The organism is Streptomyces sp. NPDC014006 (assembly GCF_043088925.1).
Classification (GTDB): domain Bacteria; phylum Actinomycetota; class Actinomycetes; order Streptomycetales; family Streptomycetaceae; genus Streptomyces.
This window is the reverse complement of sequence record NZ_JBICAJ010000002.1, coordinates 1-24653: the sequence shown is the minus strand read 5'-3', so window position 1 is coordinate 24653 and position 24653 is coordinate 1. Positions and strand designations below refer to the sequence as shown.

The 24653-nt window shown below is 72.0% G+C and carries 17 protein-coding genes; 8 read left to right on the top strand and 9 right to left on the bottom strand.

The features are described from left to right. Positions 1 to 116 precede the first annotated feature (116 nt). From ACF1GV_RS06550 to ACF1GV_RS06525, 6 genes are all read left to right on the top strand, one after another. Positions 117 to 374, top strand: a complete 258-nt coding sequence (locus ACF1GV_RS06550; RefSeq protein WP_391678559.1) for a hypothetical protein — start codon at positions 117 to 119, stop codon at positions 372 to 374. 38 nt (positions 375 to 412) lie between these two features. Then, a complete protein-coding gene (locus ACF1GV_RS06545; protein WP_391678558.1) occupies positions 413 to 616 on the top strand; it encodes a transposase in 204 nt (67 codons plus the stop codon). Beyond that, a complete protein-coding gene (locus tag ACF1GV_RS06540; protein ID WP_391678556.1) occupies positions 613 to 768 on the top strand; it encodes a hypothetical protein in 156 nt (51 codons plus the stop codon). Before ACF1GV_RS06545 ends, ACF1GV_RS06540 begins: the two co-directional genes overlap by 4 nt. Positions 769 to 813: 45 nt before the next feature. Further along, positions 814 to 1455, top strand: a complete 642-nt coding sequence (locus tag ACF1GV_RS06535; protein WP_391678555.1) for a vanadium-dependent haloperoxidase — start codon at positions 814 to 816, stop codon at positions 1453 to 1455. A gap of 287 nt (positions 1456 to 1742) precedes the next feature. Next, positions 1743 to 3278: an FAD-dependent monooxygenase gene (locus ACF1GV_RS06530; RefSeq protein ID WP_391678552.1), complete on the top strand. Its 1536-nt coding sequence runs from the start codon at positions 1743 to 1745 to the stop codon at positions 3276 to 3278. Positions 3279 to 3305: 27 nt separating this feature from the next. Further along, a complete protein-coding gene (locus ACF1GV_RS06525; protein ID WP_391678550.1) occupies positions 3306 to 3989 on the top strand; it encodes an FMN-binding negative transcriptional regulator in 684 nt (227 codons plus the stop codon). 63 nt (positions 3990 to 4052) lie between these two features. Here the strand turns inward: ACF1GV_RS06525 and ACF1GV_RS06520 are convergent, their stop codons facing one another. After that, complete coding sequence (locus tag ACF1GV_RS06520; protein WP_391678547.1) at positions 4053 to 4697, bottom strand: TetR family transcriptional regulator; 645 nt, start codon at positions 4695 to 4697, stop codon at positions 4053 to 4055. 148 nt (positions 4698 to 4845) lie between these two features. On the opposite strand from ACF1GV_RS06520, the gene ACF1GV_RS06515 reads away from it, so the two are divergent. Beyond that, positions 4846 to 6342, top strand: coding sequence for an MFS transporter (locus ACF1GV_RS06515; RefSeq protein ID WP_391678544.1), 1497 nt, complete (start codon positions 4846 to 4848; stop codon positions 6340 to 6342). Between the two features lie 215 nt (positions 6343 to 6557). Continuing rightward, the gene (locus tag ACF1GV_RS06510; RefSeq protein ID WP_391678542.1) at positions 6558 to 7793 is read left to right on the top strand and encodes a cytochrome P450; all 1236 of its coding nucleotides are present in this window, start codon (positions 6558 to 6560) and stop codon (positions 7791 to 7793) included. Here the strand turns inward: ACF1GV_RS06510 and ACF1GV_RS06505 are convergent. From ACF1GV_RS06505 to ACF1GV_RS06470, 8 genes are all read right to left on the bottom strand, one after another. Beyond that, positions 7747 to 10566, bottom strand: a complete 2820-nt coding sequence (locus ACF1GV_RS06505; protein WP_391679588.1) for an ATP-binding protein — start codon at positions 10564 to 10566, stop codon at positions 7747 to 7749. The genes ACF1GV_RS06510 and ACF1GV_RS06505 overlap by 47 nt on opposite strands. 247 nt (positions 10567 to 10813) lie before the next feature. Further along, positions 10814 to 12907 carry a HelD family protein gene (locus tag ACF1GV_RS06500; protein ID WP_391678540.1) on the bottom strand — a complete coding sequence of 698 codons (2094 nt, stop codon included), beginning with the start codon at positions 12905 to 12907 and terminating at the stop codon, positions 10814 to 10816. Between the two features lie 443 nt (positions 12908 to 13350). After that, entirely contained in the window at positions 13351 to 14898 is a 1548-nt protein-coding gene (locus ACF1GV_RS06495; RefSeq protein ID WP_391678539.1) for a prenyltransferase/squalene oxidase repeat-containing protein, read from the bottom strand. Continuing rightward, positions 14895 to 15734, bottom strand: a complete 840-nt coding sequence (locus tag ACF1GV_RS06490; RefSeq protein WP_391678536.1) for a family 16 glycosylhydrolase — start codon at positions 15732 to 15734, stop codon at positions 14895 to 14897. The genes ACF1GV_RS06495 and ACF1GV_RS06490 overlap by 4 nt, the downstream gene beginning before the upstream one ends. A gap of 7 nt (positions 15735 to 15741) precedes the next feature. Next, positions 15742 to 18894 carry an amino acid adenylation domain-containing protein gene (locus tag ACF1GV_RS06485; protein ID WP_391678534.1) on the bottom strand — a complete coding sequence of 1051 codons (3153 nt, stop codon included), beginning with the start codon at positions 18892 to 18894 and terminating at the stop codon, positions 15742 to 15744. A gap of 159 nt (positions 18895 to 19053) precedes the next feature. After that, entirely contained in the window at positions 19054 to 19881 is an 828-nt protein-coding gene (locus tag ACF1GV_RS06480; RefSeq protein ID WP_391678532.1) for a hypothetical protein, read from the bottom strand. 150 nt (positions 19882 to 20031) lie between these two features. After that, on the bottom strand, positions 20032 to 20808 hold the full coding sequence (locus ACF1GV_RS06475) for a thioesterase II family protein (RefSeq protein ID WP_391678530.1): 777 nt from the start codon (positions 20806 to 20808) through the stop codon (positions 20032 to 20034). Continuing rightward, the coding region (locus tag ACF1GV_RS06470; protein ID WP_391678527.1) for a beta-ketoacyl synthase N-terminal-like domain-containing protein at positions 20805 to 24653 on the bottom strand (3849 nt) is incomplete at its 5' end. The genes ACF1GV_RS06475 and ACF1GV_RS06470, both read right to left, overlap by 4 nt.

The window sequence follows — 24653 nt, the reverse complement described above, 5'->3', positions numbered from 1 at the left end:
GCCCGCTAGTCAGCAAGAAGTCAGCATGCGTTCCCAGCCGCGTCTCCGCTTGCTGACCTGTCCGCCCGCACAGATGCGGTGCGTGATCACTGAGTTGCGCTCGGAAGGTTCGATGCGTGGCCCGACAGCTCGCCTGCGGCATGGGCTCCTTCGTCAAGGAATGCGACTGTGCCAAGCAGATTCGCTCCTCGCACCCGTACCCGATCCGGCTCAGGGACGCAGTCTGCAAGCAGCGCGAGGAAGCTGGCTACGGAACGCAGGATTACGCGATCGAGCGCCTTACGCAGATCTACGCGGAGAAGAAGAAATACGGCGCCATCCGTTGCCGAGGCCCGCCGCGAAGTCGGGCAGTGGACCGTCTCGGAATACGCTAAGACGGTGTCCTATGTGGTGATCGCTCGTTGGGCTGTCTATGGGGCGGGGTACCTGGAGTTGGATTGTTTCGGACGGGCTGTGGGAGATCGCGAAGCCGTTGATCCCACCGTCGAAGATGCGGCCACAGGGCGGCGGAACGCAGGACACTCCTGATGAGACGCTATTCGCGGCGATCAACTACTTGCTGGTCAGCGGTTGTGCCTGGCGGGCTCTGCCGCCGTGTTTCGGATATCGAAGTTGACCGACGGCTGGGACAACTGCGAGTCCTACACCGTGGAGAACAAGTCCGGCGCCTGGCGTCCCACCGGCGGCCCCGGCTGCACCGCCGAGAACGGCGCCGTCGACCCGAACTGGAGCAAGGTGCGTCCCTTCGTGCTGTCCTCCGGGGCGTAGTTCCGGCCCGCGACGCCCGAGATCCTCGGCACGTACGAGGCACTGATGGCGAGCCCGGCGTACCAGGACCAGGTGGCCGAAGTACGCTTGCTCGGGGCGGCGAACTCGACCGCGCGCACCACCGACCAGACCGCCGCGGCCTGGTTCTGGGCCAACGACGCCGACGGTACCTACAAGCCGCCGGGGCAGATGCTCGACCTCACCCGCATCCTCGCCAATCAGTGGAACCTCAACGTCTACGACACCGCGCGGGCCTTCGCCCTCGTGTCGCTCGCCATGGCGGACGGCGCGATCGCTGAGTGGGACGTCAAGTACCAGACGCCGGTCGACCTGTGGCGCCCTGTCTGGGCCATACAGGTGGGCCTCGGCGACACTACTTGGCAGCCGCTCGGCCCCGCACCGTGCTTCCCCGCCCTGGGCGTCCGGCCACGCGGCCTTCGCCGGGGCGTGGCAGACGGTGATGACCGACGTCTTCAACACCGACCAGATCTCGCTCACCGCCACCACCGACGACCCCAGGTCGCCCGTGCGCAACCGCCCCTCAACCGGTTCAGCGACGCCGCCGAGGAGGACGCGCTGAGCCGCCTCTACCTCTGCGTGCCCTACCGCTGGGACGCGGTCGACGGCCTCCGGCTGGGCCGGAACATCGGCTCGTACGTCGTCGGCCACGAACTGCGCCGACTGTGACGGCCCTCGCCTCGCCACGGCACGGCTGAGCCGAGCGCACCCCGGGACCGGAGGGCAGGACGCCCCCGGTCCGCCGCCCCAGGGGGAACCCTCACTGCGCAGGTCTCCGACGGCGCCTGGGCGCCGTGGCGCAGGCAGCCCGACCCCTACTGGCCGCCGGGGCCGTTCACCAGCGAGATCACCTGTCCGTAGGGGATCGCTAGGGGTTAGCCCGCGCCCCGCGGCGTCCTTAGCGTGCAGCCCTGACCAGGGCGATCGCCCAATCGACGACGAAGTTACGGGGTTGTATGGACAGCGTCAGCGTCAGTGTGCTGATCAGCGGGGCCGGGCCGACCGGACTGACCCTCGGGCTCGAACTGGCCCGCCGGGGCGTGCCCGTGCGGATCATCGACAAGGAGCAGAGCTTCACCACCGCCTCGCGTGGCAAGGCCGGCATCCAGCCGCGCACCCTGGAGGTGTTCTACGACCTCGGGGTCATCGACAAGGTCCTGGCGTCCGGTACGCAGCGGCTGCCGTTCCGGCGCTACCGCCGGGACCGGCTCATCAACGAGACCATCCCCTACCTGGACAACGCGCCCACCCAGGGGGAGCCGTTCCGCCGGCTGCACTTCATGCCGCAGTCGCGGGTCGAGGAGATCCTCCGGGAACGGCTCGCCGAGTACGGCGTCTCGGTGGAACTGGGCACCGAGCTGGTGGAGTTCGACCAGCCGGGCCCGGACCGGGTGACCGCCACCCTGGCGACCGCGCAGGGCACCGAGCAGGTGTCGGCCGCCTATCTGGTCGGGTGCGACGGGGGCCGCAGCATGGTCCGCAAGAAACTCGGCATCTCCTTCGAGGGGTTCACCGAGGAGGAGAAGCAGCTGATCGTCGGGGACGTCGAGATCGACGGGCTGGCGCCCGACGCCTGGTACCAGTGGCTAGACCTCGACCTCGGTGTGGTCATGCTGTGCCCGCTCAGCGGCACCCGTTCCTGGCAGGTCCAGGCCACGCCCCCTGCCGACGCGGACGGCCGGCCCATGGAGCCGTCGGTGGAGGCCCTCCAGCGGGCCGTCGACCGGGCCACGGGCATGCCGATCCGGGTCCATGACGCGACCTGGCTGTCGACCTCGCGGATCAACGTGCGGATGGCCGACCGGCTGCGGGTGGACCAGGTGTTCCTGGCCGGGGACGCCGCGCACGTCCACCCCGTGCTCGGGGCGCTGGGCGCCAACACCGGCGTCCAGGACGCCTACAACCTCGGCTGGAAGCTCGCGCTGGTCCTCGCCGGGGCGGCGCCGGAGCTGCTCGACACCTACCAGGAAGAGCGGCTGCCCGTGGCGCGCTGGACGCTGGACACCAGCGTCGCCAGCACCAGAGCCGTGTTCGAGGAGATGACCGGCGGCACGGGCGGCGCCGAGGCCGGCCTGACCCAGGAGACGCTGCAGCTCGGCATTGAGTACCGGGCCAGTTCGCTCAGCCGCGCCATGCTCTCCGACACCGACGGCGTCCAGGCCGGCGACCGGGCCCCGGACTCGGTGTGCCTGGACATGACCGGCCAGCTCGTCCGGCTGTTCGACGTGTTCCGCGGCCCGCACTTCACGCTGCTCGGCTTCGGCGCCGGCTGCGAGGCGGCCCTGCGCGAGGTCGCGGCAGCCGGCCCGGAGGACCTTCGGACCTGCCTGCTCGGCGAACGGCCGACGGCCTACGGCCTTGGCGCCGACACGCTGGTCCTGGTCCGCCCGGACGGCTACATCGGGCTCACCGCGCCGGCGGGGGACGGCGCGGCGGTGCTCGGCTACCTCGGTTCGCTGCTTGGCGGCGCGGTGTCCGCCGCCACCGCCTGATCAGGCCCCACGGAAAGGAGAGTGCAGATGGTCTACCGCCCCGACTACTTCCGGCCGCCGGACCTGGAGACCCAGTGGGACCTCATCGAGGAGTACCCGCTGGGCCTGATGGCGCTGTCGGTGGAGGGCCGGCCCGCCGCCGTCCACATCCCGTTCGTCCTCGACCGGCACGCCTGGCCCTACGGCAAGCTGCGCGGGCACCTCTCGCGAGGCAACCCGATCTGTGAGGCGCTGGCCGGCAATGTCGAGGTGGTGGTGGCGTTCCTGGGACCCAGCGCCTACATCTCGCCCGACCACTACGCCACCCAGCCGCACTTCCCCACCTGGGCGTATGCGGCCGTGCATGTCACGGGCCGGCCGCGGCTGCTGGACGAGGTGCGCACCATGCGTCAGCTGGACGATCTGATCGAGGATCAGGAGAGCCGACTCGCGCCGAAGCAGCCCTGGTCGCTGCCGCGCCGGGCGAGCGCGCTGTTCGACGAGTATCTGCGGCTCATCCAAGGGTTCGAGATCCCGATCGGGCGCATCGACGGCGTGTACAAGCTCGGCCAGAACAAGTCCCCGGCCGACATGGCCTCCCAGGCGCGGGCCTTCCGGGAGCGCGGCACGGACAGCATGGACCGGCTCGCCGACTACATCGAGCGGCACAACAACCTGACCCGGCTGGAGCCCGGCCACGGCACGGCCGAGTCGGCGGACGCGGCCGACTGATCCGGCGTACGACGGAAGAACGACGACGGCGCCGCCTCTTCGGAGGCGGCGCCGTCGTCGTTCTCACTTCTGGGTGGCTGCCCCCGCCAGGCCCTGGCGCAGCAGTTCGTACGCGTGGTCGGCGTCGGCCACCGCCTCGGGGTACACCTCGTCCGCGGACCGGCCGGCGACGATGCACTGCCAGTTCACCGATGCCAGGATGCGCTCGGTGGCGATGACCTGGCCGGCCAGCAAGGCGGCCGTGATCTCGCGGTCCGAGTCGAGCGCGTCGACCAGGGCCTGCGCGAGCGCCTCCTCGGCCTGGGCCAGGTACTGGCTGACGCGCGCCACCAGGCTCGGCGTGGAATACACCAGGTGGTGGAAGGCGAGGACGTCCTCGTCGTCGTTGAGCCCCGTGATGGGGTCCCGAGCCGCCAGTCCGTCCAGGAAGTGCCGGTGCAGGGCATCGATCGCGGACACGCCGGGCGGCCGCTCCGCGACAACGGTACTGCTCACCGTCTGGTGGTCGGCGAAGCGGTGGACGACCAGGTCTTCCTTGGTGGGGAAGTACTTGAACAGCGTGGGTTTGGAAACCTCGGCGACAGCCGCGATGTCGACGACCGAGACCTGGTCGAACCCGTGCTCAAGGAAGAGCGAGATCGCCGTGTCGGAGATCGTCTCTCGCGTTCGCTGTTTCTTGCGCTCCCGCAAGCCCATCGGCGCATTCACCAGGCCATCCTAGCACTTCCCTTACCCAGGCAATCAGATAACCGAGTTCTAGAATTGACTTGGTTAAGAAATCTGCTCTAGTGTCCGCCGGTGGAAGACGGACGGGCCCACTGGAGCGCTGCCCCGCGGTGAGGGAAGGAATTCAGACATGGCACAGGCAACAGGCGCCTCCACCGAGAGGTCGGTGCGCTACCGGTGGTGGGGGCTGGGGGTGATCGCCCTGGCTCAGCTGATGGTCATGCTGGACATGACCATCGTGAACATCGCTCTCCCGTGGGCCCAGCAGGACACCGGGATGTCGGACGCGAGCCGGCAGTGGGTGGTGACCGCCTACACCCTCGCCTTCGGTGCCCTGCTGCTGCTCGGTGGACGCGTCGGCGACCTCGTGGGTCGCAGGCGCGCCTTCGTGGCCGGCGCCATCGGTTTCGCCGTCGCCTCGGTGGCGGGCGGCGCCGCGCCGAACGCCGGGGTGCTGGTCGGCGCCCGGGCGGCGCAGGGCGTGTTCGCGGCGCTGCTAGTGCCCTCGACCCTGGCAATGCTCGCCACCACCTTCACCGAACCGCGCGAACGCGCCAAGGCGTTCGGTGTATTCAGCTCGGTCGCCAGCGCCGGCGGCGCCATCGGACTGCTGGGCGGCGGTGTGATCACCGAGTACCTCGACTGGCGCTGGTGCTTCTACGTCAACGTGCCGATCGGCGCGGCCGTGGTCGCCGGGGCGTTGCTGCTGCTGCCGGCCCTGCCCGCCAACCGCCAGCGCGTGGACGTGCCCGGCGCGGTGCTCTCCGCCTGCGGGATGCTCGCCCTCGTCTACGCCTTCGACCAGGCGGCGACCCACAGCTGGACCTCGCTCCGCGTCCTCGGCTGCCTCGGGGCCGCCCTGGTGCTGCTCGCTGCGTTCGGCCTCACCCAGGCCAAGGGGCCGGCCCCGCTGCTCCCGCTGCGGCTGGTCGCCGACCGCAACCGGGCGGGAGCGAGCCTGACGATCGCCCTGGCGATGGTGAGCCTGTTCGGTCTGTTCCTGATCCTCACCTACCAGTTGCAGGTGGTGATGGACTTCTCGCCGCTGCGCACGGGTCTGGCGATCCTGCCGGCGACCGTGGCGACGGTGCTCACCTCGACCCAGATCGCCGCCCGGCTGGTGCCCCGCGTCCCGCTGCGCCTGCTCGTGGTGCCGGGCCTGCTCATCGCGATGCTGGGCCTGCTCAACCTCGGCCGGCTCACCCCCGACAGCTCCTACGCCTCGACCCTGATGCCTACCCAGATCCTGCTCGGCATCGGTGTCGGACTGGTGATCTCGCCGTGCATCAGCGCCGCCACCTACCGCGTGCCGCCGCAGGAGGTGGGCGTGGTGTCGGCCTTCGTGAGCACCTCCCAGCAGCTGGGCGGCTCCATCGGCACGGCCCTGCTCAACGCCATCGCCACCAGCGTGACCGCCGACCGGATCGCGTCCGGCGGCCGCGGTGAGCGGGCCGTCACCGAGGCGACCGTCCACGGCTACGCCGTCGCGAGCCTGTGGGCTGCGGGCATCACCGCCCTCGCCGCCGTACTCGCGGGCCTGCTGATCACCATCGACCTGCGCAAGCCCGCACAGGCTCCCCCGGAGCAGGCGCGTGCCACGGAAGGCGACCTGGCGCCCAGCAACTGACCGCGCCACCGGACCAGCAGCCGCCGGGTACCTCCCCCGGCCCGGTGGCTGCTCCGGCCGCCCGCCGGGACTTGCCCAACGGACCGGCGGGCGGCCCCTATCAGGCCCCTAGACCCCCTCTTCTCACCGTGGATCGGCTTCGGCCCGCCTGGGGCGTACATAGGCTCAGCGCGACCCACGAACGGCCCGGAGCCGTCATTTTCGAGGATGTGCCCATGCTTCAGGATTCAGCCCCTCTGGAACTCGACGACGCGTTCATGCAGGACCCCCACTCCGTGTACGCACGGCTCAGCGCCGAAGGTTCGGCGCACCGCGTGATGATGCCTCCCGGGGTCCCCGTGTGCGGCGGACTGCCGGTCTGGCTGATCACCGGATACGAGGAGGTGCGCTCGGCCCTCGCGGACCCCCGACTGAGCACCGACCTCAACAGGACGGACCGGCTGTTCGCGCAGAACGAGCCCGACCGCAACAAGCGCGGCGCGTTCTCCTCCGCCCTCGCCACCCACATGCTGCACTCCGACCCACCGGACCACACCCGGCTGCGCAAGTTGGTGAACAAAGCGTTCACCAGCCGCGCCATCGAGAAGCTCCGGCCCGAGATCGAGCAGATCACCGGTGAACTGCTCACCGCCCTCCCGAACGAGGACCCCGTGGACCTGCTGGACGCGTTCGCGTTCCCGCTGCCGATCCGCGTGATCTGCCTGCTGCTCGGCGTGCCGCTGGAGGAGCAGGAGAATTTCAAGTCCTGGTCCAAGGCGCTCGTCTCCGGCGACTCGCCGGCCGCGACCGCCGCCGCCTCGACCGCGATGATCGAGTACCTCGGCGACCTCATCGAGCGCAAGCGCCGTACGCCCGCCGACGACGTCCTCGCCGCGCTGGTCTCGGCCCGTGACGTCGACGACCGGCTCACCGAGACCGAACTGGTCTCGATGGCCTTCCTGTTGTTCATCGGCGGTCACGAGACCACCGTCAACACCCTCGGCAACGGCACGCTGCACCTGATGCGGAACCCGGACCAGTGGGAGACACTGCGTCAGGACCGCTCCCTGCTGCCCGGCGCCGTGGAGGAGTTCCTGCGGCTGGAGAGCCCGCTGAAGCACGCCACCTTCCGGTGCGCCACCCAGGACCTGCGCATCGGCGACACCGAGATCCCGGCCGGTGACTTCGTGCTGCTGGCACTGGCCTCGGCCAACCGGGATCCGGAGCGCTTCGGCGATCCGCACACGCTGGACATCCGCAGGCCCACCGGTGGCCATGTCGCCTTCGGGCATGGCATCCACTACTGCCTCGGGGCACCCCTGGCGCGGATGGAGGCGCAGATCGCGTTCGGTGCGCTGCTCGACACCTTCCCCGCCATGCGGCTCGCGGTCGACCCCGAGGACGTGCAGTGGCGCACCAGCACGCTCATCCGCGGGCTACACTCACTGCCGGTGCGGCTGAACCGCCCATAGTGTCCAGGCCCTGCGGCAGTTCGTCACGGCGGGAGAGGTTGAGCTTGCGCAGGATCCGCGTCATGTGCTGCTCGACCGTACTGACCGTGATGAACAGCCGCCGGGCAATCTCCCGGTTGGTGTGCCCCTCTGCCGCGAGCGCGGCGACCCGCAGCTCTGCCTCCGACAGCACGTCGTGCACCTGCTCCGAGGCCTCGTGCGCGGCGGCGCACACCCGGCTGTCGGCCGACCGCTCGGCGTCCGGCAGCAGATTCTGGCTGAGCGGCTCGGCATGGCACTTCTTCGCCATCCGGTAGGCACGCCGTACGATCACCCGTGCCCGGTTGGACTGCCCCAGCAGGTGGTAGACATGGCCGAGATCGCCCAGCGCGTGCGCCAGCAGCAGGTCGCAGCCGGAGTCCTGGAGCTCGTCCACGGCCTCCCGCAGCGACCGCAGCCGCTGCCGGGGCTCCATCGTCGAAGCCAGCAGACGCAGCGCGTTGCCGTGCAGCCGGGGGCGGCCCTTGTGCCGGGTCAGTTCCTCCCGCAGATACGTCGCGGCCAGGTCCGGCTCGCCCAGGAGCAGCCGGGCCTCGGCCACCCCCGTGCGCCACGCGATCAGCGTGGTGTCGGCCACCCCCCAGCTCTCCAGGGCCTTGCCACATGCCAGGAAGTCGCCGAGAGCGGCCTGAAGACGCCCGGTGGCCAGGTGGAACTGCCCTCGGGCATACAGGTAGTGCTGGCCGAAGAGGGTCTGGAAGAGCGCCTCGGGCACCGGCTGGCCGAGCCGGGCCCGCGCCTCGTCGTAGCGGCCCATCGCGGTCAGCGCGGACACCGAACTCGCCAACGGCAGCCCGATGCTCAGCCCCCAGCTCCGTGACGACATCCGCGACAGGGCCAGGTCACTGTGCCGCTCGGCCTCCAGCAGCCGGCCCTGTCGGATGAGGTTCGCCGCCTGCAGCGAGGACAGCAGCGCGTCCCAGGTGGGGATGTTCCGCTCACGGGCCGCCTCCAGCAGGGTGGTGCACCACGCGTCGACCTGCTCGGTGCGGTCGGCGTAGAACAGCGTCATCAGCGCCAGCGGGATGGTTTCGAGCGTCGGCGTCAGACTGGACATCTCCAGCACATGCGCAGCGCCGACCACCGCCGACCCGGGTTCGCCGCCCCGCAGGACGACGGACAGGGCGGTGGCCGCCTGCAGCCGCGGTTGGGCGGCGATCGCCGCGGGGGCGATCTCGTCGGCGACGTCGGGGGACACATCGCCGAACATCCGCCGGTGGAACGGCGGGCACAGCACGGACAGCCACCGCTGCAGTGCCCGTACTTCGGCCACACCCTCCTCGACCGGGTCGTCGGCCAGCTGATCGTCGACCAGCTCCAGCACGTCCGCGGCCTCGTCCACATAGCCGTGCCAGACCAGGTTCTTGATCAGGGACATCGCGCCCGACGCGGCCGTCAGGTGCCCGGCCTGAAGTGCCTCCTTCAGTTCCGGGAGCCGGCGCATCGCCTTGGCCGGGTCGACCTGCCAGGCAGACAGTGTGCGCTGGAACAGGATGGATGCCCGCAGGGGTCCGTCCGGGCAGATGGCGTGGGCCATGTCGAACAGCCGCATCGCCTTGGGGAACTCGTCCCGGGCGAGCGCGTCGGCCGCGGCTTCCCTGAGCAGTGGGATCGCCCAGGATTCCGCGACACCTCCCGCCGCCACTATGTGTTCGGCGACCGCGGCCGGATGTGCGCCGTTGTCGTGCAGCAGGACGGCGGCGCGCCCGTGCAGCCGCGTCCGCTCCTCGGCGGAGACCTCGCCGCCCAGCACGGTGTGCATCCTCGGGTGGCGGAAACCCGGGCCCACCAGCAGGCCGGCCTGGGCCAGTTCCTGAAGGTGCCGGGTGGGCGGGTCGGTGCTGTTGCGGTCGAGGAGCACCGTCAGCGCGTCCGGACCCAGCACCGCCAGGTGCCGGGCGAGATCGGCCGCGGGCGCGCTGACCCGGTGGACGCAGTCGACCACCGCGGCGTCGAACACCTCCCCGGCGACCGGACGTAACGTGGCCGTGGCCATGCCCTGCAGGGCGTTGTGCGTGTCCTCGATCAGTGCCCGCGTCAGCAGCGGGCTGCCCCCGCTCGCCGCGTGGAATTCGGCGGCGTCGGCCTCGTCGGCGGGCACGCCCAGCCGGTCGGTGAGCAGCAGCCGAATGTCGCCGGCGGTCAGCGGGCCGACCCGCAGCTGATGGAAACCGGGCTGCCGGCCGAACTCGGCCCGCGCGGCGGCGTACGGCGGCAGGGCCTGCGGCCGGTCGGTGAACACCGCCAGGACCCGGGAGGCGACCATACGGCGGGCGAGATGGCCGAGGCAGCCCAGCGACTCCGGGTCGGCTTCGTGGATGTCGTCGACGGCGAGGACGAGGGGATGGTCGTCGGCCAATTTCATGACGGACGCGCAAAATTCGTCCATCGCCTTATCGCGTTCACCTTCCGGCGCCCGGGTGATCGCCGCAAGACTGCGGCCGACGGCTGCGAGTATGTCACTCGTACGCTGTGAAGCGTCTTTCCATCTTCCTGTGCACCACAGGAGTTGATGGGCCACACCCCATGCGTTGGCGCGTTCCCTCGGGGAGCAGGCCGCTCTCAGGACGAGGGAACCGGATTTCGCCGCGCGCTGGGTGAATTCGTGCAGGAGAGCGGTCTTGCCGACCCCCGCAGGGCCACTGACCAGGGCGATCGGACCCGCTCCGCGGTCGCGTGCGGTCAGCAGGCCATGCAATTGGGTGAGTTGTATGTCCCGTCCGACGATGGACATCCGCAGGATGCTCCCTATGGTGCCGAGGTTTCCTATGTCTTCAGCCATCCTGCAACTTCAGACAGTCCAGGGGACCTTCAGTGATCATCGTCACAGGTATTTGGCGCAAGTGTGACCGTCGGGAACGGCAATTCGGCCAACTTCGAAAGCCAGGGCAATTCTCCGCCTGGGATTCTTCAAGGAGACGTAAAGAAAGTGCGGCCCGGGGGAGTCCCCGGGCCGCATGTCTCGGACAGGTCCGCGACCGTCAGGCGACGAGCGCCTCCGGCAGCGGCCGGGCGTGCAGGACGTCGAGCCGGGACACCGCACGCGTCACCACGACGTAGAGCCGGTGCAGTCCGCGCGGCTCGGACTCCACGATCGCAGCCGGCTCCACCACGACGACATGGTCGTACTCCAGACCCTTGACGACCGTCGCGGGCAGTACGGTCACCCGGGCGGGGGTGCCGACCTCCTCGGCCGTCGCCGTCTCGATGCCTGCCCTGCGCAGGGCCGCCGACGTGGCGGCCACCGCGTCGTCGGCGGCGATGACGGCGACCGAGCCCTCCCGGCCGAGGGCGGCGCGGACCGCGGACACGGTGGCGGACGCCACGTCGTCGACCGCGCTGACCGTCAACTCGCCGTCATGGCGCAGCGAGCGGGCCGGCGGCACGTCCACGCCGAGGGCGCCCACCAGCCGGTTGGCCAGTTCCATGACCGCGGCCGGCACACGGAAGCCGGTGGTCAGCGGGACGACCGTGGCCAGCGCCTTGCCCAGGTGCGTCAGCTGCTCCTGCCAGGTCCGCGCGGACCAGGGCGCCGTCGCCTGGGCCAGGTCGCCCAGCACTGTGATGGAGCCGAACGCGCTGCGCCGGGCGATCGCCCGGCACTGCATCGGCGACAGGTCCTGGGCCTCGTCCACGACCACATGGCCGTAGCCCTCGGGGCGTTCGATGAGCCCCGCGACCTCGTCGAGCAGCAGCATGTCCTCCACCGACCAGGTGGCGCTCTTCTCCGACCGCGGCGGCTTGGCCCACAGCAGGGCCCGCTGCTCGGCGGCGTCGAACACCCCGTCCGCGGCGGCCTCCATCACCGCGGGATCGCTCAGCAGCGTGGCCACGACCTCCCCGGGCCGCGCCACCGGCCACGCCGCCTCCAGCAGCGCGGCGACCGGCTTCGAGCGGCCGATCTTCCGCGCCCATGTCACGCTCTTCGGGCCGGCCCGCCGCTCGGCCTGCTGCTGGATCAGTGTCACCACCCGCGAACGCACGTGTTCGCGGCCGATCCCGTACGGCACGCCCATACCCCGCACCTCATCGATGACCTGGACCAGGTCGTACGAGTCCACCCGCCAGCGGTACGAGCCGTCGGTGACCGCGATGGAGTCCTCCGGGTGCCGCACCCGGGCGTACAGCGCACGCTCAAGGACGGTGGCCATACGGTCGCTGTGCTTCAGGACGCCGGCATCCTCGGAGTCCACCCGCCGCACGGGGTGCCGGGCGACGACGTCCTCCACCGTCAGCTGGGCGATGTCGATCTCGCCGAGCGACGGCAGCACCTCCGAGATGTAGCGCAGAAAGGTGCGGTTTGGGCCGATGATCAGCAGACCGCTGCGCTGCAGGCGCTCGGGGAACGTATAGAGGAGATACGCGGCGCGGTGCAGGCCGACGGCGGTCTTGCCGCTGCCCGGCGCGCCTTGCACACAGACCGACTCGTTCAGCTCGCTGCGGACCAGGTTGTCCTGTTCGGGCTGGATGGTGGCGACGATGTCGCGCATCGGACCGAGACGGGGCCGCTCGATCTCGGCGGCGACGATCGCGCTCGCCGCGTCCTCGCCGTCCTCGCCCCGGGCGTGGGCGAGGTGCTCGTCCTCCAGCCCGGTGAGGTCCTCGGGAGCGCCGTGGCTCCACGGCGCCCACCCGAAGCGCCGCCGCACCGCGACTCCGCGCGGCTCCAGGGCGCTCGCCTGGTAGTAGGTGCGGGAGACCGGCGCGCGCCAGTCGATCACCAGGGGCGGTGCGGCCGGGTGCTCCGAGACCCGCCTGCGGCCGATGTAGTAACGCTGCCGCCGGTGGTTCCCGGCCTCCTCGGAGTCCTCGAAGTCGAGCCGGCCGAAGAACAGGGGGCTGTCGGGCTCCTCCGCCATCTGCCGTGCGCGGGTGCGCAGGTAGCGGCCGAGCGCCTCGGCGCTCGCGCCGTCACCCGACACGTCCTCGCCCGCGACGACCTGGTACTGGGCATCGTCCACCTGGCGGGTCATCGCCTCGCGGCACACCGCGACATACGCACGCTCCAGGGCCAGCTCGTCGTCGAGTCCGCCGGCCTCCTGGGTGCCGTACGTGTCCTGGACGTGTGACGTCATCGATCGACCTTTCCGAAGTGACGGCCTTGCGCGCCGCCCGGCGACCGGACGGCGAATTCCGGGTCACAGCATAACTGAACCGGGTTAATAGACTGGCTGAGTTGTGTTATTGACCGCCGGATCCCGCCGACGGCACGGCAGCGCTGAGAGCGGTTGGTTGCCGCTGCCCGCGACCAGCGTTCCCAGTAGTCGGTTGCTGCCGGGCGCGGCCAGCGCTCGGCGCAGCTGCTCACCGCTGCGCCGCGGTGAGCGTTCCTGACGGCCGGGCCGCCGGCCGAGTTGAGTGTTCCGAGCGGTGGCTGACCGCCGGCCGGGCGCAGCTGTCCCAACGGTCGGCTCGCGTCGGGCGTGCACTGCGCTTCGAGCGGCTGCCGAACGCCGGCCGCGGTCAGTGCTCCCAGGGTCGGTTGCCGCTGCCCGCGGGTCGGCGCTTCAGCGGGCGGTTACCCCCGGGCCGCGATCAGGGCGCCGAGTACCGCCGCGTTTACCAGATGGCCGGGGGCGTACAGCTCCTTGCCGATCCAGAGCGGGGGCCGGCGGTCCGCGTTCAAGCCGTGCCCCAGGAGGTAGGAACAGCCCCTGCGCACGGCCTGGGCCGCCTGCTCCGACCGGGCGTTGCCGTCGGAGGTCAGCGCCAGCAGGGTGCGTACCGCGTAGGCGGTCTCCTCCGCTGCGCCCTGCCAGCGGCCCCACGAGCCGTCCTCGTGCTGCCGGTGCAGGAGCCAGTCGACGGACCTGTCGAGGGCTTCGGCCGAGGCCGGGCCGGCGTAGCGGTGCAGGGCCAGGGCGCAGCGCATCGTTGCGAAGAAGGGCGAGGCGTGCCACTTGTCGTACCAGCTGCCGTCGGGCTGCTGGCGGCCCCGCAGCCATGACGCGATCCGGTTCACGGCGTCCCGGTAGCGGCCCCCATCGGCGGGACCGTCGGCCAGATGACAGCCCAGCGCCTCCAGGATGTGCGCGTTGGTGGTCGTGGACGGCTCGTGCTCCGGGATGGTGGACATGAAGTGGCTGCCCGCGTCGTACTGCCACAGATACTCCGGTTCCTGCGGCGCCCCCAGGCAGGCCAGGGCCGTCAGGACGATCGCGCTGGTCTCCGCCTCGTACGCGAAACCAGGCGCGGTCGGCGCCCCCGACCGGCCGACGTCGACGGGCAGTTCCTTCAGCAGCGGGGCGAGCACGTCCCGCGGCACCCCGGCGGTCGCCAGGTTCCCGGCGATCCACGCCCGCTCGTAGAACACGATCGAAGTCATCGCAGGAACCGGTCCGGCGCCCCGCTCCTGTGCCTGCCGCAGGAAGCGCACCGAGGGGTGCGCCGGATCGGCCGGCTCGCGCGGGCCGAGCCAGGCGGCGGTGGCGGCAGCGGAACAGCCGACGACCCCGTCGACCGGCTCCATCTCGGCGGCGCCGACTGCCGCCGGGCCCACGATCTCCAGATAGTGACCGGCGAGCGGATTGCGCCAGGCACCCCCGCGCAGCCCCCGCAACGCCTCGTCGGACAACCCGTGCGGCAGCGCCAGCGGTTGCACCGGGCCGTCCCCGAGGACGGCGCGCCGGGCGTTGATCCCTTCCACCAGAGCCGGGATGACCATGAAGAACACGACCGTCGACGGCACCGGCTCCTCGGCGCTCCGCGCCACAAGCGCGGCAGCCGCCGCGAGCCCCCGCCGCGCGGCTTCAGCAAGCGCGGCACGTGACAGCGGCCACTCGCCGCCCTCGCGGTCCTCCCGGCCCAGCACAACCAGCAGCGCCTCCGTCGCGCTCAGCGTCGGCACGAGCGCGTACCCGCCGGGGCCGCCCCAACTGCCGTCGGGCTGCTGCTCGTCGAGGAGGTATCGGACCCGAGCGGCGTCCCCGTCCAGCCAGGAGGCCAGCGACACCAGCCGGGCCGTCTCGTACACCGAGGGCCCCAGCGCGCCGGTCGGGTCCTCCAGCACGCTCTCGACCAACTCGGCGACGAGCCCGTCGAGGTCCACGTCAGTGAGCGCTCTCACGCGGGCAGCTCCTCGGAGACGGTGATGCTGTCGACGAGCAGCGACGACGGCAGCGTCGCCGGGTCGGGGTCGCCCGGCAGGACCGGGCCGCCGGGGCTGCCGATGATGATCGCCAGACAGAAGTAGACGGGCTGGTCGAACAGCCAGCCCTTCGGTGTGGTGTCCTGCGGTGTCAGCCGCAGGTACTCGCAGCCGTCCAGGTACCAGGTGATCGAGTCGGGCCCGCGCCGCCAGACCGCCGAGTAGGTGTGGAAGTCCGCGCTGAGCGGGCTGCCGTCCTCGGTGGTCGTACGGGCACCCATGCCCAGGGACGGGATCTTGTGGCACTCGGGGGAGTGGACGGCACCCCACACGGAGTCCGGCTCGGAGCCGAGCGCCTCCAGGACGTCGATCTCCCCGGCCCGGTACCAGGCCTGCACCGGGTCCTCATCGCCCCGGTGCCGCAACTGCGTGCCCCAGGCCCACAGCGCGCAGTCGAGGCCGGGGCCCGCGGCGGTCTTCACCCGGGCGTCCAGCCGCAGCGCGCCGCCGGGCCGCGGCACGAAGTCCTCGCGCCGGGTCTCCAGCCACGCCGCCCGGTACTCCCCGTCCTCATGCGTGGCGGTGATCCGCAGATGTCCGGCCCCGTCGAGGCCGACGTTCGTGGGGTCGTCCGTGTGGAACTCGATGCCGGCGCCGAACGGCTGCCCGGTGACCACCTGCCACAGGGCGGGGTCGGGCGGGGACCCGGCCGGCCCCTCGAACGTGTCCTGCCACAGGACCCGCCACGAGGGCGGCACGGACGCGGCGGTCGCGGCGGTCGGGGCGGTGGCGTGGTTCTGGTTCACGGTCTCCATGTCTTTCTCAGGCTCCGTCTTCCTCGGGTTCCCGGGCCGACAGTGCGGCGGCGTCCGGATCGAGATGCTCGGCCATGGCGAGCGGCGTGGGATGGGCGAACAGGTCGGCCAGGCGCACCGGCAGGCCCAGCGTCTTTTCGATGCGCTGCACGAGCTGCGCGCCGAGCAGCGAATGCCCGCCGCTGTCGAAGAAGTTGGCGTGCGGGCCGAGGTCGGTCCGGCCGAGCGTGCTCTGCCACAGGGCGAGCAGCCGCCCGGCCGTGCCGGACTGTGTCTCGGGCGAGGCCTCCGCCGACCGTGCGGCCGCGCTGCGCTCGGAGCGGCGCTGCTCGGCGAGGCGGGTCAGCGCGAGATGGTCCCGTTTCTCGTTGGCGGTGGTCGGCAGCGACTCCAGCACGGCGATCTCCTGGGGTACGGCGGCGGAGGGCAGCAGGGACCGGGCATGGGCCGTCAGCCCGGCGGTGTCCACCTCGGCCACGCCGTCCGCCGGTTCCACGAACGCGACCAGGGCGGCGTCCGGCCCGCCGCGCCCCACCACGACGACGGCGACGTCCCGTACGTCCGGACGGTCGAGCAGCACCGCCTCCACCTCGCCCAGTTCGATCCGGTGCCCGCGCAGCTTGATCTGCCGGTCGGTCCGGCCCAGCAGCTCGACACTGCCGTCGGGCCGCAGCCGGGCTAGGTCGCCGGTGCAGTAGTGGCGCCCGTGCGTGGGATGGTCGCGGAAGCGGTCCGCCGTCAGCTCGGGGCGGTTGTGGTAGCCCAGCGCGACACCCGCCCCGGCGATGCACAGCTCGCCCTGCACCCCGACCGGCAGTTCCCGGCCGTCCGGGTCGACGACGAACACCTGGGTGTTGGCGATCGGGCGGCCCACGTCCACGCGGACCACCTCGTCCGGCACCGGCCCCGAGGTGGACCAGATGGTCGTCTCCGAGGGGCCGTACACATTGAGCAGTGAGCCGCCCGAGGCGGCCAGGGTGCGCGCCAGCGCCGGAGGCAGCGGCTCCCCGCCGCAGACCAGGCGTCGGCCCGCGAGCTGCCCGTCCGCCGCGTCGGCGACGACGCGCCAGGTCGTCGGGGTGGCCTGCACGATGCCGACGTCGTGCGCGACCACCTCGGCCAGCAGGGCGCGGCCGTCGGTGCGGGCCTCGTCGGAGGCCACGACCAGCCGCCCGCCGCACACCAGTGGCAGGAAAAGCTCCAAGGCGGAGATGTCGAAGGCGAACGTCGTCAGCCACAGCACGGCGTCGTCCGCGGTGACCTTCAGCTCCTCGGTGAAGTGCTGGACCACGTTGGCGAGGGCGCGGTGGCCGACCAGGGTGCCCTTCGGCTTCCCCGTCGAACCGGAGGTGTAGATCAGATAGGCGCACGAGTGCGGATCGGAGCCGCTCACAGCGGAGTCCGGCAGCGGGCCGGAGCCGTCCCGGGCGATCGGCTCCAGCGGAAGCACGCGCGCCCCGGCCCCCTCGGGCAGCTCCACCCCCGGCGCCGTCAGCACCGCCTGCGCGCCGGAGTCGTCCAGCACATACGCCAGGCGCTGGACGGGGTGCTCCGGATCGACGGGCAGATACACCGCGCCGGCCAGCCACACACCGAGGGCCGCGGCCGCGAGTTCCGGGCTCCGGGGCGCGGCGAGCGCGACGATGTCACCGGCCCCGACACCAGCCTCCGCCAGGACGTCCCGGGTGTGCTCGGCGGCCCGCCACAGCTCGCCATAGGTCGTGCTGCGACCGCCCGCCACGACGGCCGGAGCGGCCGGCGTCAGCGCCACCCGTTCGCGCACCGCCGCGAGCACGCTGGGCGGCTCCACCGGGCGCGCGGTGTCGTTGCTCGCGGCCAGCACCGCGAGGTCGGAGGGGCCGGCCAGCGGCAGGTCACCCATCGGCCGGTCGGGCCCGTCGGCGGCCGCGAGCAGCAGCGCCTCGAAGCGTTCGAGCAGCCCCTGTACGTCCGCCCGCTCCAGCACCTGTGTGTAGTACGCGGCCCGGATGGTCACCTTGTCCGCCGAGGACAGAAAGAAGAACTCCAGGTCGAACTTGCTGAACCCGTTCTCCACCGGGAGCCTCCGGGCCGTGGTGCCCCCGAGGGGGAAGCTCGTACGGCCGTCGTCCGGAACGTAGTTGAACAGATGCCGGAAGACGGTGTTGCGCCAGGAGGCGCCGCCGTCCCTGCGCAGTTCCGGCAGCAGCACGTCGACCGGCACATCGGCGTGGGCGACGGCCCCGAGGAACGCGTCGCGGGCGGTCCGCACCAGGTCGCGGAAGCCGCCGCCGAGGTCGACGGGGATGCGCAGCGGCAAGGTGTTGACGTGGTAGCCCACGGCCCTGGACGCCTCCCGCGCCCGGACGTTGACCGGCGTGCCCACCACCAGGTCGGGGCCCGCGCCGTGCCGGGCCAGCAGCAGACCGTACGCGGCCAGCAGCACCACCGCCTCCGGCGCGCGCAGCTCCTTCTGCAGTCGGCGCAGCACCTCCGTCGCCCGCGGGGACAGGCCGGCCGTGATCTGGTCACCGGTGAGGGTCGGCTCCGGAAGGTCCTTGCTGCCGCACCACAGGGCGAGGCCCGCGGCGTCGGCCCCGGCCAGCTGTCCTCGCCAGTACTCCACGGCCGCCGGCCGGGGAGCGGGCTCCCGGTACGGCGGATGTGCGGCCAGCAGTTCGGCAGGCGGCTCGGCACCGGCGGCCTGCGCCGTATACCCAGCGGTGAACTCCTCCAGCAGGACCGCGCCGGAGACCGTGTCGAAGACCAGGTGGTGGACGGCGAGACAGAACGCGTCGCCGTCCGCGCACCTCACCCGCGCGGCCCGCACCAGAGGCCGACCGTCGATGTCGAAGGGACGCGCGATGAACTCCCCGACGACAGCCGCGACCTCGCCCGGCTCGGCCGCCAGCTGCTCGACCTCGACCCGCAGGTCACCTGGGTCGAGCACCTCCTTGATGAGGCCCGCCTCCTCCTGCCGGAACACCGTGCGCAGCGCCTCGTGCCGGCGCAGCAGCAGATCGACCGTGCCCTGGAGCGCCGGGCCGAGCAGTGGTGCGTCGGCCTGGAGGGCGACGGAGAGGTTGTTGACCCCCTTGACGGGCACCAGCTCGTCCAGGAGCCAGAGGGCGTGCTCCTTGCTGTCGGCCGGGGTCGACCGGACTTCCGTTGCTTCTGGCATTCCAACCGTTCCGTGGTCTCGCGGGAATTCGCGGTGGGGCGTATGTACGCGAGTGCTGCGTACGTGATTTGGGCGTACGGGTTGTGCGTACGGAATGCGCGCGCACGGGACGCGCGCGCACGGGACGCCCGCATACGGGATGTGCGCGTGCGCGACTGCTCAGCCGCGCGAGCCCGGGTCGAGCAGCTCGGTCACCGTGCGGGTGACACCGGGGTCGCGCAGCAGATCGACGTGCGGGACGTCGACGCGCAGCTCCCGGCCTACGGCGATGTCCTGGCCCGCCGCGCGGGAGCCGTTCAGACCACTCGTGGGCGACGAGGACGTGACGACGACGGCCTCCCGCCACGCCGGCAGCGGGTCGATCTCCGCCGCCGCGATCAGATAGCCGACGAACGACGCGAAGACCGCGGTGATCTCCTGCGTCCGCTTGTCGTCCAGCTCCAGCCGGTCGAAGGCGGGCTTGGCGGTACGCCGGTACACGTCGAGGAGTTCGGCGCCCAGCGCGGCCATCGGGGTGTGCTGCTCGTGGGCCCGCCGCGCCTCGGCCGCCGCCTGCCCGCTCTCCTCGGGTCTGAGCAGGGCGGACATGGAGTCGAGCACCTTGTGGAACTGGGAGTACAGGGTCAGCGGGCCGGACTGCTCGGGGTCGAACAGCAGCAGCGCGGGCGCCTGTTCCTGCCGGGCGGCGAGGCGCTGCGCAATCGCCGCCGCGTAGACGCCGCCGACACAGAAGCCGAACACCGCCCGGACCGGGCGGCCGTCGGCCGCCACCTCCGCCAACCACCGCTCGACGGGGTCCGCGTCGTCGTCGCCGGTCCCCGCCTCCTGGGGAATCGTCTCCCAGATCGAGCAGGGCAGACCGCCCAGCCCCTGGGCCAGATCGGTGAAGCGGCCCTCGGCCCGGCCGGTGGCGTCGAAGTCCACGGCGAGCACGAGTTCGTGCGCGTCCGCGTTGCCGAGAACCCGCCACGTCTGCGGATCGGTCATGGTTCGGGATCCCCCATACTGTGTGGAAAACACTGTGTTCGGTTCGGTGGAGAACGGTGGATGCGCGTCCGTGGAGAACGATGAGTTCGCGTCCGTGGAATACGGAGAACGCGCGGTCACGCTAACTTCGCCTTCTGACTCGGATAACCCCTAGCCGACCCCTGCGACCCCCAGCCGCGCGGCCAGCACCTCGGCGACCGCGTCGGTCTGCTCCGAGACGTAGAAGTGACCGCCGCCGAAGACCCGCAGGTCGAACGGGCCGGTGGTGTGCTCCTGCCAGGCCCGGGCCTCCTCCACGGTGGTCTTCGGGTCGTTGTCGCCGGTCAGCGCGACGACGGGGCAGCCGACGGACGCGCCCGGCGCGCTGCGGTACCGCTCGATCGCCTTGTAGTCGGCCCGCAGGGACGGCAGGAACATCCGGACGATGTCCTCGTCGTCCAGCGCCGCCTGCGCGGTGCCGTCCAGGGCGCGGATCTCCCGCAGCAGCGCGTCGTCGCCCTTGCGGTGCAGGTCCTCGCTGCGGTGCCGGGACGGGGCGCGGCGCCCCGAAACGAACAGGGACACGGGCGCGACGCCCGCCCGCTGCTCCAGCCGCGCGGCCACCTCGAAGGCGACGGACGCGCCCATGCTGTGCCCGAACAGGGCGAGCGGACGGTCGGTGCCGACAGACTCGACGACCGCGTCGAAGGCGGCATCGGCCAGCTCGTGCAAGTCCTCGAAGGCGCGCTCACGGTGGCGGTCTTGACGGCCGGGATACTGCACGGCCACCACGTCCAGCCGCCCCGCGAGCGCCCGGGACAGTGCGTGGAAGGACGTGGCCGAGCCACCGGCGTGCGGAAAGCACACCAGGGTGACACCGGTGGCGGGCGCCGGCTGATAGCGGCGGATCCAGGGGCTCTCGATGGGTGCGGTACGAGTGGGGGTCATGACGCGGTCCTCTTCATCTCCTCGTGCAGGTGCGCGGCGAGCTCCGCCGGCGTGGGGTGGTCGTAGATCAGCGTGGGCGGCAGGTCGAGGCCGGTGACCTTGGTGAGCCGGCCGCTCAGCTCGACGGCCGTCAGCGAGGCGAACCCGGCGTCCAGGAAGTCCTGTTCGGTCGGCAGCGCCTGCGCGTCGGCGTGCCCGAGCACCGCGGACGCGGCCGACCGCACCGCCTCCAGCAGCAGCGCGGGCCGCTCGCCCTCGGACGCCTCGGCCAGGGCCCGCGCCAGGTCCCCGTCGTCCTCGGCGGGCCGAGCGTCCTCCGGCGCCTCCGGTGCGGCCGTGGCGCGGCTGTGGTCCCACGCCGACAGCAGCGACAGCACCGCGTTCAGTGAGTCGGCCTCACGGGCGAAGTCGACGTCGAGCAGCGCGGCCAGAGCACCGACGTCCCGGCTGTCGACAGCCCGCCAGAACCGCCGCTCCGGGTCGCTGCTACCGGCCGGCACCTGCTGCGGCCCCGACCGCAGCCAGTACGCCGTGTGCTGGAAGGCGTACGTCGGCAGCTCGACCGTACGGGCGCCGGTCGGGGCGAACATCGCTGCCCAGTCCGGGGACACCCCGTGGACGTGCAGTTCGGCGACGCCCGTGGCCAGCGCCCGGGCGTGGGCGCGGTCCCGCCGCTGGACGGGCACCACCAGCGTCTGACCGCCGAGGCACTCCCGGGCCATCGCGGCCAGCACCGCGTCCGGGCCGACCTCGACGTACGCTGTCACGCCCTCCTTGTCCAGATGTGTCAGCTGATCGGCGAAACGCACCGCCTCGCGCGCGTGCCGCACCCAGTAGGCGGGATCCTGAAGCAGGCCGTCCGGCGCGGTCTTCCCGGTGACGTCGGAGACGACGGGGATACGCGGCGCCCGGTACGACACCTCGTGCGCGACTTCCGCGAACTCGTCGAGCACCGGATCCAGCAGCGGCGAGTGGAAGGCGTGACTGACCCGCAGCCGCCGGGTCCTGCGGCCCAGAGCCGCGAAGTGCGCGACGATCTCCTCGACCGCGCCCTCGCGGCCCGACACGACCACGGCCGAGGGCCCATTGACCGCGGCCACCCCCACCTCGTGCGTCCGCCCGGCCAGCAGCGACAGCACCTCGCCCTCCGCCGCCTGCAGCGAGGCCATGGCCCCGCCGGCGGGCAGCGACTGCATCAGCCGGCCGCGGGCCGCCACGAGCCGCGCCGCGTCGGGCAGGTCGAAGACCCCGGCGACATGGGCCGCCGCCAGCTCACCGATCGAGTGCCCCGCCAGCAGCTCCGGCCGAAGCCCCCACGCCTCCAGCAGCCGGAACAGCGCCACCTCGACGGCGAACAGCGCGGGCTGGGTGTACTCGGTGCGTTCCAGCAGCTCCGCCTCCGGGGTGCCGGACTCCGCGAACACCACATCCGCCAGGGGCCGTTCCAGCAACGGACGGAACTGCGCGCAGGCCTCGTCGAACGCCGCCGCGAACACCTCGGACACGGCATACAGCTCCCGGCACATCCCGGGCCGCTGGGTGCCCTGCCCGGAGAACAGGAAGGCGACCTTGTGGCCGCCCGCGGCGGCCCCCGTCACCACGGCCGGGGAACCCTCGCCACGGGCCAGCGCGTCCAGGGCCGCGAGCCGCTCCGCCGAGCCGTCGCCGAGGACAGCGCCCCGGTACGCGAACGCGGACCTGGTCGTGGCCAGCGACAGCCCGACCTGCGCGGCAGTCAGCTCCGGCCGCTCCTGTACGAAGTCCCGCAGCCGGGTGGCCTGAGCACGCAGGGCCTCCGGACTCCTGCCGGACAGCACCCACGGCAGGACGACGACCCCGCCCGGCTCGTGCTCCTCGGTCCCGGCCTCGTCCGGCGCGGCCTGCTCCAGGACGACATGGGCGTTGGTCCCGCTGATCCCGAAGGAGGAGACGGCCGCCCGTCGGGCACGGCCGGTCTCTGGCCACTCGGTGGTCTCCGCCAGCAGCGAGACGGCTCCGGAGTCCCAGTCGACGTGGGTGGAGGGTGTGTCGACGTGGAGGGTCCGGGGCAGCAGGCCGTGGCGCATGGCCATGACCATCTTGATGACGCCGCCGACGCCGGCGGCGGCCTGGGTGTGGCCGATGTTGGACTTCAACGAACCGAGCCACAAGGGCTGTTCGTCGCTGTGCTCTTGTCCGTACGTGGCCAGCAGCGCCTGCGCCTCGATGGGGTCGCCGAGGCTCGTGCCCGTGCCGTGGGCCTCGACCGCGTCGACGTCCGCGCCGGTCAGCCCCGCACTGGACAGGGCCTGGCGGATCACACGCTGCTGCGCGGGACCGTTCGGGGCGGTGAGACCGTTGCTCGCGCCGTCCTGGTTCACCGCGCTGCCGCGGACCACCGCCAGCACCGGGTGGTTCTTGCGCCGCGCGTCCGACAGCCGCTCCAGTAGTACGACGCCCGCACCCTCGCCCCAGCCCGTGCCGTCCGCGGAGTCCGCGAACGCCTTGCACCGCCCGTCGCGGGCCAGCCCGCGCTGCCGGCTGAACCCTGTGAAGGTGCCGGGCGTGGTCATCACGGTCACGCCCCCCGCCAGCGCCAGCGAGCACTCACCGTTGCGCAGCGACTGAGCGGCCAGATGCAGGGCCACCAGCGAGGAGGAACAGGCCGTGTCGACCGTGATGGCCGGGCCTTCCAGACCCAGGTGGTACGCCACCCGGCCAGAGACGATGCTGCCGGAACTGCCGTTGCCGAGGAACGCCTCCAGCCCCTCCGGCACCTCGGTGACCTGCGTACCGTAGTCGTGATACATGACACCGGCGAAGACGCCCGTACGGCTGCCGCGCAGGGTCCTCGGGTCGATGCCGGCCCGTTCCACGGCCTCCCAGGAAGTCTCCAGGAGCAGCCGCTGCTGCGGGTCCATGGCGAGCGCCTCACGGGGCGAGATCCCGAAGAACCCGGCGTCGAACTCGGCGGCGTCGTATAGGAATCCGCCTTCCACCGCGTACGTCGTGCCGGGGTGGTCCGGATCCGGGTGGTACAGCGCCTCCGTGTCCCAGCCGCGGTCGGCCGGGAACCCGGAGATCGCGTCGCCGCCGGAGTGCACCAGCCGCCACAGGTCCTCCGGAGTGCGCACCCCTCCCGGATAGCGGCAGGCCATGGCCACGACGGCCACCGCGTCCTCGTCGGGGTCCACGTCGCTGCGCTGAGCCGGGCCGGCCGCGGTGCCGGGCTCGTCACCGAGGGCCTCGGTGACGATGTACCGGGCCAGTTCGACCGGGCTCGGGTGGTCGAAGACCAGGGTGGCGGGCAGCCGCAGCCCGGTGGCCGCGGCCAGCCGGTTGCGCAACTCGATGCCCGTCAGCGAGTCGAACCCCAGGTCCTTGAAGCTGAGCTCGGTCTCCACGCCCCCGGCGCCCGCGTAGCCCAGGATCTCGGCGACGTGCTCCCGCACCAGGCCGAGCACCGACGCCATCCGCTCGGCCGGCTCCAAATCGACCAGCCGGGCGGTCAGGGACCGGCCCTGCGGTTCGGCTCCCTCCCGAGCGGCGGCCCGGCGCACCGGGCGGCGCACCAGCCCGCGCAACAACGCCGGCACGGGCTCCTCTGCGCCGAGGGAACGCCGCAGCGCCGCCACGTCGAGCCGGATGGGCAGCAGGTGCGCCTCGCCGGCCGCGCACGCGGCGTCGAACAGTGCCAGCCCCTGGGCCGCGGAGAGCCCGCTTACTCCGTGGCGGGTCATGCGGTGGAGGTCGGTGTGGGTGAGATTGCCGGTCATGGTGGAGCGGTCTTCCCACAGGCCCCAGCCGAGGGAGAGGGCGGGTTGGCCGTGGGTGCGGCGGTGGTGGGCGAGGGTGTCGAGGAAGGT

Excerpts from the sequence above, each read along its gene's own strand:
- ACF1GV_RS06500 (WP_391678540.1), bottom strand. The coding sequence starts at position 12,907 with ATGACGTCACACGTCCAGGACACGTACGGCACCCAGGAGGCCGGCGGA.
- ACF1GV_RS06510 (WP_391678542.1), top strand. The coding sequence starts at position 6,558 with ATGCTTCAGGATTCAGCCCCTCTGGAACTCGACGACGCGTTCATGCAG.
- ACF1GV_RS06525 (WP_391678550.1), top strand. The coding sequence starts at position 3,306 with ATGGTCTACCGCCCCGACTACTTCCGGCCGCCGGACCTGGAGACCCAG.
- ACF1GV_RS06515 (WP_391678544.1), top strand. The coding sequence starts at position 4,846 with ATGGCACAGGCAACAGGCGCCTCCACCGAGAGGTCGGTGCGCTACCGG.
- ACF1GV_RS06490 (WP_391678536.1), bottom strand. The coding sequence starts at position 15,734 with ATGGAGACCGTGAACCAGAACCACGCCACCGCCCCGACCGCCGCGACC.
- ACF1GV_RS06545 (WP_391678558.1), top strand. The coding sequence starts at position 413 with ATGGGGCGGGGTACCTGGAGTTGGATTGTTTCGGACGGGCTGTGGGAG.
- ACF1GV_RS06480 (WP_391678532.1), bottom strand. The coding sequence starts at position 19,881 with ATGACCGATCCGCAGACGTGGCGGGTTCTCGGCAACGCGGACGCGCAC.
- ACF1GV_RS06530 (WP_391678552.1), top strand. The coding sequence starts at position 1,743 with ATGGACAGCGTCAGCGTCAGTGTGCTGATCAGCGGGGCCGGGCCGACC.
- ACF1GV_RS06535 (WP_391678555.1), top strand. The coding sequence starts at position 814 with ATGGCGAGCCCGGCGTACCAGGACCAGGTGGCCGAAGTACGCTTGCTC.
- ACF1GV_RS06485 (WP_391678534.1), bottom strand. The coding sequence starts at position 18,894 with ATGCCAGAAGCAACGGAAGTCCGGTCGACCCCGGCCGACAGCAAGGAG.
- ACF1GV_RS06505 (WP_391679588.1), bottom strand. The coding sequence starts at position 10,566 with ATGTCCATCGTCGGACGGGACATACAACTCACCCAATTGCATGGCCTG.
- ACF1GV_RS06475 (WP_391678530.1), bottom strand. The coding sequence starts at position 20,808 with ATGACCCCCACTCGTACCGCACCCATCGAGAGCCCCTGGATCCGCCGC.